Annotated in this window: 12 protein-coding genes and 1 pseudogene; 5 read left to right on the top strand and 8 right to left on the bottom strand. The window is 70.6% G+C overall.

Annotated features, from left to right (window positions below):
• From ACIDOCELLA78_RS000000110975 to ACIDOCELLA78_RS000000110960, 4 genes and pseudogenes are all read right to left on the bottom strand, one after another.
• Positions 1-901, bottom strand: a 901-nt coding sequence (locus ACIDOCELLA78_RS000000110975) for a bifunctional diguanylate cyclase/phosphodiesterase (protein ID WP_283770867.1), incomplete at its 3' end; no start/stop codon positions are given.
• Positions 808-1,251: a diguanylate cyclase domain-containing protein gene (locus ACIDOCELLA78_RS000000110970; RefSeq protein ID WP_283770866.1), complete on the bottom strand. Its 444-nt coding sequence runs from the start codon at positions 1,249-1,251 to the stop codon at positions 808-810. The genes ACIDOCELLA78_RS000000110970 and ACIDOCELLA78_RS000000110975, both read right to left, overlap by 94 nt.
• Positions 1,206-1,526: pseudogene (locus ACIDOCELLA78_RS000000110965) on the bottom strand (PAS domain-containing protein); the annotation flags it as partial. The pseudogene ACIDOCELLA78_RS000000110965 and the gene ACIDOCELLA78_RS000000110970, both read right to left, overlap by 46 nt.
• A 74-nt stretch (positions 1,527-1,600) precedes the next feature.
• Entirely contained in the window at positions 1,601-3,214 is a 1,614-nt protein-coding gene (locus ACIDOCELLA78_RS000000110960; protein ID WP_249676576.1) for a GAF domain-containing protein, read from the bottom strand.
• Positions 3,215-3,468: 254 nt separating this feature from the next.
• Here ACIDOCELLA78_RS000000110960 and ACIDOCELLA78_RS000000110955 point away from each other — a divergent pair, with 254 nt between their 5' ends.
• The 3 genes from ACIDOCELLA78_RS000000110955 (at position 3,469) to ACIDOCELLA78_RS000000110945 (ending at position 5,441) form a co-directional block, all read left to right on the top strand.
• Positions 3,469-3,936 carry a DUF488 family protein gene (locus ACIDOCELLA78_RS000000110955; RefSeq protein ID WP_201729593.1) on the top strand — a complete coding sequence of 156 codons (468 nt, stop codon included), beginning with the start codon at positions 3,469-3,471 and terminating at the stop codon, positions 3,934-3,936.
• Positions 3,937-4,005: 69 nt separating this feature from the next.
• Positions 4,006-4,689, top strand: a complete 684-nt coding sequence (locus ACIDOCELLA78_RS000000110950) for a septal ring lytic transglycosylase RlpA family protein (RefSeq protein ID WP_249676572.1) — start codon at positions 4,006-4,008, stop codon at positions 4,687-4,689.
• A gap of 170 nt (positions 4,690-4,859) precedes the next feature.
• On the top strand, positions 4,860-5,441 hold the full coding sequence (locus ACIDOCELLA78_RS000000110945; protein ID WP_201729592.1) for a TIGR04282 family arsenosugar biosynthesis glycosyltransferase: 582 nt from the start codon (positions 4,860-4,862) through the stop codon (positions 5,439-5,441).
• An 80-nt stretch (positions 5,442-5,521) separates the two neighbouring features.
• Here ACIDOCELLA78_RS000000110945 and ACIDOCELLA78_RS000000110940 read toward each other — a convergent pair whose 3' ends face one another.
• A complete protein-coding gene (locus ACIDOCELLA78_RS000000110940) occupies positions 5,522-5,881 on the bottom strand; it encodes a DUF167 domain-containing protein (RefSeq protein ID WP_201729591.1) in 360 nt (119 codons plus the stop codon).
• A 318-nt stretch (positions 5,882-6,199) separates the two neighbouring features.
• Here ACIDOCELLA78_RS000000110940 and ACIDOCELLA78_RS000000110935 point away from each other — a divergent pair, with 318 nt between their 5' ends.
• Complete coding sequence (locus tag ACIDOCELLA78_RS000000110935; protein WP_201729590.1) at positions 6,200-6,676, top strand: hypothetical protein; 477 nt, start codon at positions 6,200-6,202, stop codon at positions 6,674-6,676.
• On the top strand, positions 6,669-8,690 hold the full coding sequence (locus ACIDOCELLA78_RS000000110930; protein ID WP_249676569.1) for a sigma-54-dependent Fis family transcriptional regulator: 2,022 nt from the start codon (positions 6,669-6,671) through the stop codon (positions 8,688-8,690). Before ACIDOCELLA78_RS000000110935 ends, ACIDOCELLA78_RS000000110930 begins: the two co-directional genes overlap by 8 nt.
• Before the next feature lie 19 nt (positions 8,691-8,709).
• Here the strand turns inward: ACIDOCELLA78_RS000000110930 and ACIDOCELLA78_RS000000110925 are convergent, their stop codons facing one another.
• The 3 genes from ACIDOCELLA78_RS000000110925 to ACIDOCELLA78_RS000000110915 form a co-directional block, all read right to left on the bottom strand.
• A complete protein-coding gene (locus ACIDOCELLA78_RS000000110925; protein ID WP_201729589.1) occupies positions 8,710-10,071 on the bottom strand; it encodes a glutamine synthetase family protein in 1,362 nt (453 codons plus the stop codon).
• Position 10,072: 1 nt separating this feature from the next.
• On the bottom strand, positions 10,073-11,449 hold the full coding sequence (locus ACIDOCELLA78_RS000000110920; RefSeq protein WP_201729588.1) for an aspartate aminotransferase family protein: 1,377 nt from the start codon (positions 11,447-11,449) through the stop codon (positions 10,073-10,075).
• A gap of 253 nt (positions 11,450-11,702) precedes the next feature.
• Complete coding sequence (locus ACIDOCELLA78_RS000000110915) at positions 11,703-12,326, bottom strand: cupin domain-containing protein (protein WP_201729587.1); 624 nt, start codon at positions 12,324-12,326, stop codon at positions 11,703-11,705.
• Between the last annotated feature and the right edge of the window lies 1 nt (position 12,327).

Below are 12,327 nucleotides of genomic sequence, written 5' to 3'. Positions count from 1 at the left end.
CCATCGCGATGATGGCCTCGACGATGGCGACGGCGGAGGCGTCGTCGGGCACCTGGGAGATGAAGAAGCGGTCGATCTTCAGCTCGTGGATGGGCAGGCGCCGCAGATAGAGCAGGCTCGAATAGCCGGTGCCGAAATCATCGACCGAGAAGCGCACCCCACGGGCGGCGAGGGCGTCCATGATCCGGGCGACTTCCTCGGTGTCGCGGATCAGCAGGTTCTCGGTGATCTCGAGGGTCAGACGTGCCGGGGCGACGCCTTCCCGGTCGAGTGCGGCGAGAACGTCGGTCACGAAGGCGGGATCGCGGAACTGCCGCGGGCTGACATTGACCGACAGGCGCCAGTCCGGACGGTCCGCGCCGATGCGGGCCATCAGCCGGGCGGTTTCGCCCAGCAGCCAGCGGCCGAGCGGGACGATCAGGCCGGAGGTTTCGGCGACGCCGACGAAGCGGTCGGGCGGGGCGAGCCGGCCGTCGCGCCCGCGCAGGCGGAGCAGGGCCTCGGCGCTGGAGGGCGCGCCGGCGGCATCGACCTGGTCTTGCAGCCAGATCGCGAAGCGATCCTCCTTCAGCCCGTTTCTGATATCGTCCTCGATGGCGTGACGGTCGAGGATGGACTGGTGCATCGCCGGGCGGAACATCACCACGTCGCCCTCGCCGGACTTGGCCCGGTACATCGCGGTGTCCGCCTCGCGGATCAGCGTGTCGATCGTGTCCGCCGGTTTCGGAAACAGGGTGAAGCCGACGCTGGCGCCGAGGTGATAATGCCGCTCGCCGATCGAGATGGGCTGGCTGGTCATCGCCTCGATCAGGGCGCGGCCGGCCGTGGTGGCACGGGCGGAGGCCGCTTCGGCGGAGGCGTCTGACGGGGCGAGCACGACCACGAATTCATCGCCGCCGATGCGCGCGATCGTGTCGCCGGCGCCGGTGACGACGCGCAGCCGGCGCGCGGTCTCCCCAGCGCGGCATCGCCGGCGCTGTGGCCGAGCATGTCGTTGATCGTCTTGAAGCGGTCGAGATCGATGAACAGCAGGGCGCCGTGGCCGCCCTCCGCCGCGCCTCGTCGAGCGCGGCGCCGAGGCGCTCGTTGAGCAGGCGGCGGTTGGGCAGCTCGGTCAGCGGATCGAGATGGGCGAGGCGGTAGATCTGTTCCTCGGCCGCGTGATGCTCGGTGATGTCGATCCAGACGCCGGCGATGGCGGCGGGGTTTCCGGCGTCGTCGCGTTGCAGCGTCAGCTCGTCGCGAATCCATCGGAACCCGCCATTGCGATGGCGCACGCGGTAGCGGTGGATGTGGTGCCCGGCGGCGATGGCGAGGGCGACGCCCTGCCCGGCCCGCGGCAGGTCGTCGGGGTGGACATGATCGCGCCACCAATCCGGTCCGCGAACCTCTTCGGGCGCGTAACCCAGCAGGCCGGCGATGTTGCGGCTGATTTCGAGCGGGATGGCGCCACCCTCGCGCAGGGACAGGGTGTAGAGCACCGTGCCGCTCGCCGCGAGGAGCCATTCGATGCGCCGCTCGCTCATCGAGCTGGCGTTGAGGGCGGCGTCGCGCTCCTGCCGGGTGGCGACGTCGCGCAGCGCCTTGGTCAGGTTCGCCGTCAGCTCGACCAGCAGGGCCTGTTCCTCCTCGCCGAAGGCCATCGGGTTGGAGGAATAGAGCGTGAACACCGCCGGCGCCGGGGTCGCCGGCAGGCCGATCGGCAACGCCATGCAGGCCCGGAAGCCGGCTTCGTGCGCCCAGGCGCTCCAGGGCTCGAAGCGCGGATCGACCGCGATGTCGCGCCAGCGGGAAATCCGGCCTCGCGGATGGCGGTGCCGGCCGGCCCGCGGCCCATCGGCGTGTCGGACCAGGAGAGCCGGAGCCGCTCGACATAGGCCACGCCATTGCCGGCGCTGGCGGCAATGTGGATCGGCCGGCCGGGCTCGTCGCCGGCGAGGCCGATCCAGCACGTGTCGTAACCGCCGGTCTCGACGGCGAGGCGGCAGAGCGCGGCGTGGAGCGCCTCGGCGGTGGCGAGGCCGGCGAAGGCCTCGGTCGTGGCGTGGATGGTGCGCAGGGTGCGGTTGGCGCGTTCCAGCGCGTCCTCGCGCAGCCGTCCCATCAGCAGCGGCGCGAGCCGGGCCAGGAAATCCTGCACGAGGCGGCCGGTTTCCTCGGGGATGAGGGGCGTTTCGAAATCGAGCACGAGGCCGAAGCGGCGGTCGGCGAGGTCGAACGGATAGGCGAGCTGGCGCCTTATGCCGGCGCGGAACAGGGCCCTGAGATGAACGTGATGCGGAATGTCGTCGATGTCGGCTAGCGGTCCGGAATCGACGATGCGGTCTTCGGCGAGGCCGGCGCCGAAGCTGACATCGTCGACCGCGTGGCCGCCGGGCCAGCGGGTCATGTCGAAGCCGCGCAGCGCGCTGTCGGGGCTGACATGGGCGGTGACGTATTCGATCAGCCGGTAGGTCGGGTGGTAGCCGGCGAGGAAGCAGAGCGAGGCGCCGGTGCGCTCGGCGCAATGGGCCAGCGCCCGGTCGACCGCCTCGTCGAAGCCGGCGGCGCCGGCGATCTCCTCGGACAGGCGGTTCCAGTAGGCGAGGTCGGCGGCGATGCGGGTCTGGCGGAGCGTGGTCCGGCGGTGTTCGAGTTCGCCGCTCGCCGCCTCGGCCAGATCGGCCAGGAACAGCCGGCCGCGCCTGGCGAAGGACAGGTGCGGCAGGGGCGAGAAGACGCAGACCGCGCCGACCGGCTCGCTGTCCGGCAGGGTGAGGCGGCGAGCGGCGAAAAAGCGGATATGCGGCGGGCCGGCGACCAGCGGATCGGCGGCAAAGCGCGGATCGGCGCCGGCATCGGGCAGGACGAGACCGCCATCGTCACGGCATGCGGCATCGAGGATCGCGCTGCCGCGGGGCAGCCGGGCGAGGCTGGTGCCATAGGTGGCGGCGAGTCGCAGCGCCTGGCCCTCGACCAGGAAGACGAGCGCCGCCGGGAGGTCGAGCCCATGCGCGGCGAGCCGGGCGATGCGGTGGAGCGGCGACGCGGGCGGCGGGCCGCGCTCGTGGCGCGCCGCCATCTCTCGCGGCGCCGGATCGAACTCAGTGCGGACATGCCGCCCCGCTCCGGGGTGTCGCGGCCCGGCCCGCCCCTGGGCGGACCGACGCATCGCCGCGCCACGACAGCATCGGCCGCAGGACAATGTCACCCGCGTTCCGTCGCCGTCCGGCATGATGTCGTCCTGTTGTTGCAATATGTGTGATCGTTCCAAAATGTGACTTGTTTGTAAACAAATTTGCATAAAAATCAACGCGAAACACAATAAAACCTGACGTAAAAGCAACCTCCCCGCCACCGGCCGGCACGGCGGCGCCGGATAGGAGAGAAGCGTTCCCTGTTCCGAAGTTCGACCCATCGACTTGGCCCCGGAGATGTCCGGGGGTTCTTTTTTCTCCCCTGCGACAGGTTCCGGCCTATGATCGGGCGATGACGACGGGCGAGATTGCGACAATCGGCTACGAGGCCTGCGGGTTCGACGATTTCGTGCGGTGCCTGCGCGATGCGGGCATCCGCCAGGTGATCGACGTGCGTGACCTGCCGCTGTCGCGCCGCGCGGGGTTCTCGAAGCGCGGCCTGGACGCGGGGCTGGCGGCGGCCGGGATCGGCTACCGGCATCTCAAGGCGCTGGGCACGCCGGCCGAGGGACGGGAGGCCAACCGGCGGCGGCAATGGGATGCGTTCTGGCGCATCGTCGAGGCGCGGCTGGCAACGCCGGAGGCCGGTTTCGCCCTTGCCCAGGCGGCGTCATGGGCGGCAGAGGCGGCCTCCTGCCTGCTCTGCTACGAGGCTTCGGCCTGCCAGTGCCATCGGCTGCGGGTGGGCGAACTGCTGGAAGCACGATATGGATTCAGGATCAGGCATCTCAGCGTGCACGGCTCTACCCCGTCACCCTGAGACAGGATTGATACGATTTCGTGACGATTGCCTTAATTCTGCCACGCATGGCAGCCATCCAACTGGATCATGGACACATCAAAAGGATGCGCCCAGGCGGCGAGGGTGCGGCAGGCGGGCGGGGCGATGCGCCTCGGGTTCGTCGTGCTGTGCAGTTTCGGGCTGGTCTCGTGCGCCGGGCTGCATCCGGTGAACGGGCTTGCCCTGCCGCCGCCGCCGCCCCGGCCGGCAGCGCCCGCGGCACCGCATGGGATCGCGGCGGCGGCGAGGTTGCAGGCGATGAAGCCGATCGCGGTGGCGGCGGTGCGGCACCCGCCGATGGATTTGTCCGGGCGCAGCGAGGTGGGCCGGGCATCGTTCTACGCCGCCCGCCTGCGCGGGCGCAGGACCGCCGACGGGCAACGGTTCAATCCCAGGGCCGCCGTTGCCGCCAGTAAGACGCTGCCGCTCGGCACCGTGGCGCGGGTGGTCAACCTCACCAACGGCACCAGCGCCACCGTCACCGTTGACGATCGCGGCCCCTTCGTCGCGAGCCGGATGCTCGATGTCAGCCCCGCCGTCGCGGTGCGGCTGGGGATGCTGCGGGAGGGGGTGGCGAGAGTGCTGGTCGAGCCGATCGCGATCCCCGAGCCGAATGGCGAGGTCAGGCTGGGGGCAGGCGCCGCCCTCGTCACGCCGGCGGAGATCCATCAAGCGGTGCTGACGAGCCGGCAGATCATGCGCCGGGCCGATCCTTCCGCCGCCAGCCGTTGAGCCGGCGCCGCCGGGCCGTTCACTGGACGATGCGCGCGTAACCTGCGACGCGCTCCCGACGAAAGCTATGCGAACCATGCGGGAGATGCGGATGCCGTGCGAGAGCGAGCAGGCCGGACCCGGCGCCGGGCCAAGGCGCGGGCGCCGATGATGGTGCCGGAGGGCGCGCGATGACGCCGGTGATCGTCGTATTCGCCCGCGTGCCGCGCCTTGGCGTCGGCAAGCGGCGGCTGGCGCAGCGGATCGGCGACCGCGCCGCCCTGCGCTTCGCGCGCGGGCAACTGGCGCGGCTGCTTGGCGAGCTGCGCGGGCTGCGCGGGGTCTGCCGCATCGTCGCGATGACGCCGGACCATCACGCGCGGTTCGCGGCAGGCGGTTTCGGGCGGATCGGCCAGGGGCGCGGCGATCTTGGCGCGCGGATGGGCCGGGTGTTCCGCCGGTTTCCGCGGCGGGCGGTCATCATCGTCGGCAGCGATATTCCCGGCATTGCGCGGGAGGATCTGCGCCGGGCGGCGACAAGCCTGCGCGGCGCGGATGCGGTGTTCGGCCCGGCGGCCGATGGCGGCTACTGGCTGATCGGCCTGTCCGGCAGGCGGCCGGCCGATCCGTTCGGCGGGGTCCGGTGGTCGAGCGAGGACACGCTCGCCGATACGCTGCGCAATTTCCGGCGCCATCGCGTGGCGATGCTGCGGACACTCGCCGATGCCGACACGGCGATCCCCTCGCCGCCCCGCTTCGGGCCGCGGGGCTGAGATCGCCGGTCCGGCGCGATCGAATGATGCTCTAATTTCCACTTTCAATCTGAAATCCGTCAGATTTCAGATTCTGGACACTAACGTCGAGCATCGTTCTCCTGACCGAGAGCGGCGAGACGGGCCGCGAGATCGGCGGCGCGGAGGCCCGCGGCCAGCACCAGCTTGTCGCGCGCCTGCGCGCCGGCGCGCAGCGCGAGCCGGGACGGGCTGAGCCCGAGACCGTCGGCCAGGGCCTTCAGCACCGCCGCGTTGGCGCGGCCCTCCTGCGGCGGCGCGGCGACGGCGACGCGCAGGCGCGCGGGCGGCCAGCCCGGCGATGGCGGGGCCTCGACGATGGGGCCGAAACGCGGGCGGCGCGCGCCCGGCTGCACTTTCAGCGCCACCAGAAGGCCGGCCGCGCTGTCGAGCCAGAAGGGGGATGGCGGGGACGCGGTCATCGGCGGCGGCGGCGGGTCGTGCCGCGCCAGATGCAACGGCGGGTATCGATTCCGATTTTGCGGTGCCGCGAGAACTGCGCCGAATCGGAACAGCGAGAGGATGTCGCCCGTGCGGGCGGATTGCCGAGGCGTCGAAAAAGTTCAGGAAATATCAACAAAAATTCAATCCGTTACTTGTTTTCACAACTTGCGGCACCTGGCTACCACCAATTCATCCGTCATCCATCATAACTCAACCCTTCGGAATGAGAGATGGCGGACGATCCGCAGAAACATCGACGCCGATGGAACGACCTGAGGATTCTTTTGGGAGGAACGATGGTCAACATCTACACCAGGCGCGAAGGCCCACGACCTGAAGACGCGCGGATGCGCAAGGTGCTGCAGGAAAACCGGGCGACGATCACGCGCATCGCCGATCATATCACCGCGGGCGGCTATTCGGCGCGCAAGGCGCCGAAGCCCGAACCGCAGGCGCGCGGCCTGATCATCAGCACAGGCGGGGCGAGCCGGCCGGAGGCGGAGGTGGCGGCGCCGGCGGTGCGGATCAGCGTCAATGGCCGCGTCTGCATCGTCGATGGCAATAGCGGCTACCAGCTTCATCATGTGGGCAATGTGGTCCGGCGCGGGGCCGCGGAGGTGTTCGTGCTGGCGAGTGCGGCGAACGGCTTCATCGCCCCGGCGGCGCCGGAGATCGTGGCGAGCCTGACCGAGCTGGACGGAATGCGGCTCGACCCGGAGCGGGGGGAGGACGAACTGGCCGAAGAGATCGGCGTTCGGCTCGGCATTGGTTGACACTCTTGCCGCCCGCCGCACGCCGCCGCAGCGGGCGGGCGGCAAAATGACGGTGCCGGCAGCGCCCGGGGCGGCCGATTATGACGAACGGGCAACGATGGAAGCCTGGGAGCGGCTGCTCGCCGGCGAGCCGCATTGCGCGCGCGGTGTCAGCGTGCGCACGCTGATCGGGGAATCATGGTCACGCTGCGCCTCGTGCGGGATCGACGCGCAGCAGGGCGAGGCGCCGCTGAACCGCGAGATCGAGGCGCTGATCGAGCGCAACCGCGACCTGATGCGCGCGGCGCGGCGCAGCTTCGGGACGATCGGGCGGCTGCTGGAGGGAACCGGCGCGATGCTGGTGCTGGCCGATCGCGACGGCGTGCTGCTCGACGCGATGGGCGATCGGCGCACCCTGCATGACGGCATGGACATCAATCTCGCGATCGGCGGGACCTGGACCGAGGATGTCGTCGGCACCAACGGGATCGGCACCGCGCTCTGGGCCGGCGTGCCGGTGTTCGTGCATGCCGCCGAGCATTTCTGCGCCGGGATCAAGAGCTGGACCTGCGCCGGCGCGCCGATCCGCGATCCGTTCGACAGCAGCATCATCGGCGTGGTCGATCTCTCCGGCCATCCGGACATTTTCCGGCCGCACAATATCGGGCTGGTTGTCGCCGCGGCGCAGGAGATCGAGAAGGCGCTGGCCGAGCAGCGCAACGAGGAACGCGCCCGGCTGCTGGAGGCGTTCATTTCCTCGGCGACGGATTACCGGCGCAGCGACGGGCTGCTGATCGTCGATCATCGGGGGCGGCCGGTCTATTGCCACAATGTCGCGGAAAGCACGCTGCACGCCTTCCGCGCCGATACCACGGACGAGACCGCGGAGCGGCGGCTCGAACGCTTTCTCGCCGGGCGGGCCGGCGGCGATGAGCTGCCCGCCGCGCTGCGGCGCTGCCATGTCAGCTCGCTGAAGGCGGAGAACGGCATTTGCGGCGCGGCGCTAGTGTTTCCCGAACGCGTCCCCCGCCCGGCCACCCCGGCGGGAGGGATACCCGCCGGCGTGGAGGGGAGCGCGCCGCAGATCATTGGCGAAAGCCCCGCGCTGCATCATGCGGTGGAGATCGCCCGCAGGGTCGCGGCGACTCCGGGTGTGACCTCCGTGCTGATCGAGGGCGAGACCGGGGTGGGCAAGGAGCTGTTCGCACGGCTGATCCACGAGGGCAGCCAGCGGACGCCGGGCAGCCCGTTCATCACGCTCAATTGCGGCGGCATCACCCGCGAGCTGTTCGGCAGCGAGCTGTTCGGCCACATGCCGGGCGCCTTTACCGGCGCGAGCCGGGAGGGCAAGCCGGGGGTGTTCGAGCTGGCGCATGGCGGCACGCTCTGCCTCGACGAGATCGGCGAGATGCCGATGGAAATCCAGCCCTTCCTGCTGCGGGTGCTGGAGGAGCGGGTGGTGCGCCGGCTGGGGGACAGCCGGACGCGGCCGGTGGAGGTGCGGCTCATCGCCTCGACCAACCGCGACCTGCGCCGCGAGGTCGAGGCCGGGCGGTTCCGGCGGGACCTGTTCTACCGGATCAGCACGGTGACGATCGAGGTGCCGCCGCTGCGCGCGCGCGGCGACGACGCGCTGCTGCTGGTCGCGCATTTCAACAACCGCATCGCCGCGCGCCTGCGCGCGGCTCCGCTGGTCTTCGATGCGCAGGCGCTGGAGGCGCTGCGCGCCCACCCCTGGCCGGGCAATGTGCGCCAGCTGCGCAACCTGATGGAGAAGCTGCATATCCTGCGCCATGACGGGCGCGTGCGGCACGCCGACCTGCCGGCGGAGTTCCACGACGCGCCGCCGCGCGAGAGGATGCCGGAGGCGATGGCGGCGGCGCCCAGCATCGAGGAGGCGGAGCGGCTGGCGATCTGCAACATGTTGCGGGCGGAGGGCGGCAATCTGAGCCGGGCGGCGCAGCGGCTCGGGATTTCGCGGCCGACGCTGTATCGCAAGCTCGACCAGTTCGGCATCCGCCGCGGCTTCGTCTGACCGCGCGGCGGCGGACCCCTCAGGCGTTCTTCAGATAGGCATCGTATTCCACATCCGAGATGCGGCGGCGGAATTCGGCGATTTCCTGGCGCTTGCAGGCGGCGAAGATGGACTGGAAGGCCGCACCGAAGATGGCGCCGGCGCGGGGCGAACCGGCGAAGCGCTCGGTCGCCTGGCTCCAGGCGATCGGCAGGCGCGGCGCCGTGGCGGCCACCTTGTCGCCGAAGGTTTCATCGCCGGGATCGGCCCCCTCCCCGATCCCTGCCTCGATCGCGCCGAGCAGGGCGGCGAGGACGAGATAGGGGTTGCAGTCGGCCCCGGCGACGCGGTGCTCGATGCGGGCGGCGGCGGGATCGGCGTTGATCACCCGGATCGAGGACATGCGGTTGTCGTGCCCCCAGTCGCCGAAGACGGGCGCATGGGTGCCGGGGGCGAAGCGGCGATAGGAATTGGCGTGCGGGGCGAAGGTCAGCATCGTGTCCGGCATCGCCGCGACCAGGCCGCCGAGCGCGTGATAGAGCAACGGGGCGGCGCGCGCCTCATCGCCGGTGAAGACGTTGCGCCCGGCGCGGTCGAGCAGCGAGACATGGACATGCATGCCGCTGCCGGCCCAGTTGCCGAAGGGCTTGGCCATGAAGGTCGCGGCGAGGCCGTGCTTGCGGGCGATCTGCTTGACCGCGCGCTTGAACAGCACGGCGTCGTCGGCGATGCGCAGCGCATCCGCCGCGTAGTGCAGCGTGACCTCGAACTGGCCGGGGCCGTTCTCGCTGATCAGCGTGTCGAGCGCGATCGACTGGGCGTCCGCCGCGCGCAGCAGGTCGCGCAGCACGGGTTCGTAATCGTGGATTTCCCACAGGCCGAGCGTGTCGGTCTGCCAGCCGCGCCAGTGGCTTTCATCGGCGCCGCGCGGGGCGACGCGCTGGCCGCCGGTGCGGTTGGGATCGAGCAGGTAGAATTCCAGCTCGACGCCGACCGCCGCGGTGAGGCCGCGCGCGGCGAGCGTGCCGATCACGCGGGAGAGCACGCCGCGCGGATCGGCGTAGAACAGCGCGCCGTCCGGCTCCTGCATGGTCAGCAGCGCCTGGGCGGCGCGGCCCTCGGCCCAGGGCATGATGGCGACGCTGTGCGGCACGGCGAAGCACTTGCCGTCCGGGTCGCCGGTGTCGAAGGCGATGCCGCCCTCGACGATGTCCCGCCCCCAGATGTCGAGCAGATAGGCCGAGCGCGGCAGGGCGATGCCGCCGGCGAACAGCGCCTCCGCCCGGTCGCGCTGGAGCCATTTGCCGCGGGGGACGCCGTTCACGTCGATGATGAACGCCTCGATCAGCTCGCAATCGGCGAGCAGCGCGCGCGGATCGCCCGGCGCCGCCGGCGCGTCCATCTCAGGCCGCCATCTCGGCGCGGACCGCGTCCATCGTCGCTGCGATGGCGCGGCGGGCGCGGGCGACCATGTCGTCGATCTCCGCGGCGCTGATGGTCAGCGGCGGGGCGAAGACCATCGTGTCGCGCACCGCGCGCATGACGAGATCGTTGGCGAAGCAATGGTCGCGGCAGATCGTGCCGACGCGGCCGGTTTTCTCGAAGAAGCGGCGGGTGCGGCGGTCGGCGGTCAGCTCGATCGCGCCGATCAGGCCGACGCCGCGGATCTCGCCGACGATCGGCAGATCGTCCAGCGCGGCGCGCAGCTTTTCGCGCAACATCTCGCCGCTGGCGGCGGCGCGGGCGGCGAGCCCCTCGCGCTCGATGATGTCGAGATTGGCGAGGGCGACGGCGCAGGAGACCGGATGACCGGAATAGGTGAAGCCGTGATAGAACTCGCCGGTCTCGTTGATCAGCACGTCCGCCACGCGATCGCCCACCATGACGGCGGAGAGCGGCGCGTAGCCGGAGGTGATGGCCTTGGCGAGGGTCATCATGTCGGGCGCAATGCCGAAGGTTTCGCAGCCGAACATGCGCCCGGTGCGGCCGAAGCCGCAGATCACCTCGTCGGCGATCAGCAGGATGTCGTTCTCGCGGCAGATGCGCTGGATTTCCGGCCAGTAGGTCGCGGGCGGAATGATGACGCCGCCGGCGCCCTGGATCGGCTCGCCGATGAAGGCGGCGATGTTGTCGGCGCCGAGTTCGGCGATCTTCGCCTCGAGCGCGCGGGCGGCGTGCCGGCCGAATTCGTCCGGGTCCATCTGGCTGCCGCGGCCATACCAGTAGGGCGGCATGATATGGGCGAAATCGGGCAGTGCCGCGCCCTGGCGGTGCATGTCCTTCACTCCGCCGGCGGCGGCGCCCAGCGTGGTCGAGCCGTGATAGCCGTAGTCGCGGCCGATGATGATGCGCTTGGCGGGCTTGCCGCGGGTGATCCAGTAGGTGCGGGCCATGCGCAGCGCGGTATCGACCGCCTCCGATCCCGAGCAGGCGAAGAAGGCGTGATTCAGGTCGCCCGGCGCCATCGCGGCGAGGCGCTCGGCCAGGGCGATGACCGGGCGCGTCGAGGTCTTGAAAAACGTGTTGTAGAAGGGCAGCGCGCGCATCTGCGCCGCCGCCGCCTCGACGAGTTCGGCCCGGCCATAGCCGGCGGCGACGCACCAGAGCCCGGCCATCGCATCGAGAATGCGGTTCCCCTGATCGTCGGTCAGCCAGACGCCGTCGCCCGCGGTGATGATCCGCACCCGCCCCTCGTGGAGGGATTTGTGGTCGGAGAAGGGGTGGAGGTGGTGGGCGGCATCGGCGTGCTGCCAGTCGAGGGCGAGGGTCTGGTCTTGCATGAGTAGCTCCGTTCTGTCGTGCGTGGGGTGCGGCGCGGGCCGCGTGACGGCAACGATCAGGAACGGGGCGGGCTGAAACCGATGCGGGCGCACAGGCGCAGCATCTCGGCATGCAGGTCGAGGCCGGCGCGGGGGGAGACGGGCTGGCGCCGCGCGCCAGGGAGGGACGGAGCCGGCGCTGGTGGACCGGAGCAAAACATCACCAATGGAGAGTATCGGCTCCGGCCGCGCGGTTCAACCGGAATGTGCCGGGTCAGAAGCTCGGCGGCGTGTTGGCGCTGATCACCTCGCAGGGCGCGTCGAACGGGTTGCGGAAGCGATGCGGGATGCGGCTGCGGAAATAATAGGCATCGCCGGCGCCGAGGGCGCGCTCCTGGTCGCCCACGGTGACGAGGAGGCGGCCGCTGACGATCACGCCCGCCTCCTCGCCCTCGTGGCGGAGCATGGATTCGCCGGTATCGGCGCCGGGGGCGTAGGTTTCGTGCAGCATCTGCAGCGCGCGATCCTTCAGGCGGCGGCCGACCATGCGGAAGGAGATCCGCTCGCCGAAAGCGATTTCGGTGAGGTCGGCGGCGGTGAAGAACACGTCTTCCGGGGCGGCGAGATCGAGGGTGAAGAACTCGGCGAGCGACATCGGGATGCCGTCGAGAATCTTCTTCAGCGAGGAGATCGACGGGCTGACCCGGCCCTGCTCGATCAGCGAGATGGCGCCGTTGGTGACGCCGGCGCGGCGGGCCAGCTCGCGCTGGGTGAGGCCGAAGACCTGGCGCATCCGCCGCAGCCGCACGCCGACGCCGGATTCTTCCCCGGCATCGGCATCGGCGGCGGGCGGCGAGAGGCGGTCCGGTTCGGGCGGGGCCGGCGCGTCGGCGTCCATG

This window comes from Acidocella sp. C78 (genome assembly GCF_907164655.1).
Note: the sequence above shows the minus strand (reverse complement) of the source record. Positions and strands in the feature narration are given on the sequence as shown.

Bases quoted from the DNA above. Each gene is read 5' to 3' on its own strand.
- ACIDOCELLA78_RS000000110970 (WP_283770866.1), bottom strand. From the start codon at position 1,251: ATGGATTCGCGACGAGCTGACGCTGCAACGCGACGACGCCGGAAACCC.
- ACIDOCELLA78_RS000000110925 (WP_201729589.1), bottom strand. From the start codon at position 10,071: ATGGACGCGCCGGCGGCGCCGGGCGATCCGCGCGCGCTGCTCGCCGAT.
- ACIDOCELLA78_RS000000110955 (WP_201729593.1), top strand. From the start codon at position 3,469: ATGACGACGGGCGAGATTGCGACAATCGGCTACGAGGCCTGCGGGTTC.
- ACIDOCELLA78_RS000000110945 (WP_201729592.1), top strand. From the start codon at position 4,860: ATGACGCCGGTGATCGTCGTATTCGCCCGCGTGCCGCGCCTTGGCGTC.
- ACIDOCELLA78_RS000000110935 (WP_201729590.1), top strand. From the start codon at position 6,200: ATGGTCAACATCTACACCAGGCGCGAAGGCCCACGACCTGAAGACGCG.
- ACIDOCELLA78_RS000000110950 (WP_249676572.1), top strand. From the start codon at position 4,006: ATGGACACATCAAAAGGATGCGCCCAGGCGGCGAGGGTGCGGCAGGCG.
- ACIDOCELLA78_RS000000110960 (WP_249676576.1), bottom strand. From the start codon at position 3,214: ATGCCGGACGGCGACGGAACGCGGGTGACATTGTCCTGCGGCCGATGC.
- ACIDOCELLA78_RS000000110915 (WP_201729587.1), bottom strand. From the start codon at position 12,326: ATGGACGCCGACGCGCCGGCCCCGCCCGAACCGGACCGCCTCTCGCCG.
- ACIDOCELLA78_RS000000110940 (WP_201729591.1), bottom strand. From the start codon at position 5,881: ATGACCGCGTCCCCGCCATCCCCCTTCTGGCTCGACAGCGCGGCCGGC.
- ACIDOCELLA78_RS000000110920 (WP_201729588.1), bottom strand. From the start codon at position 11,449: ATGCAAGACCAGACCCTCGCCCTCGACTGGCAGCACGCCGATGCCGCC.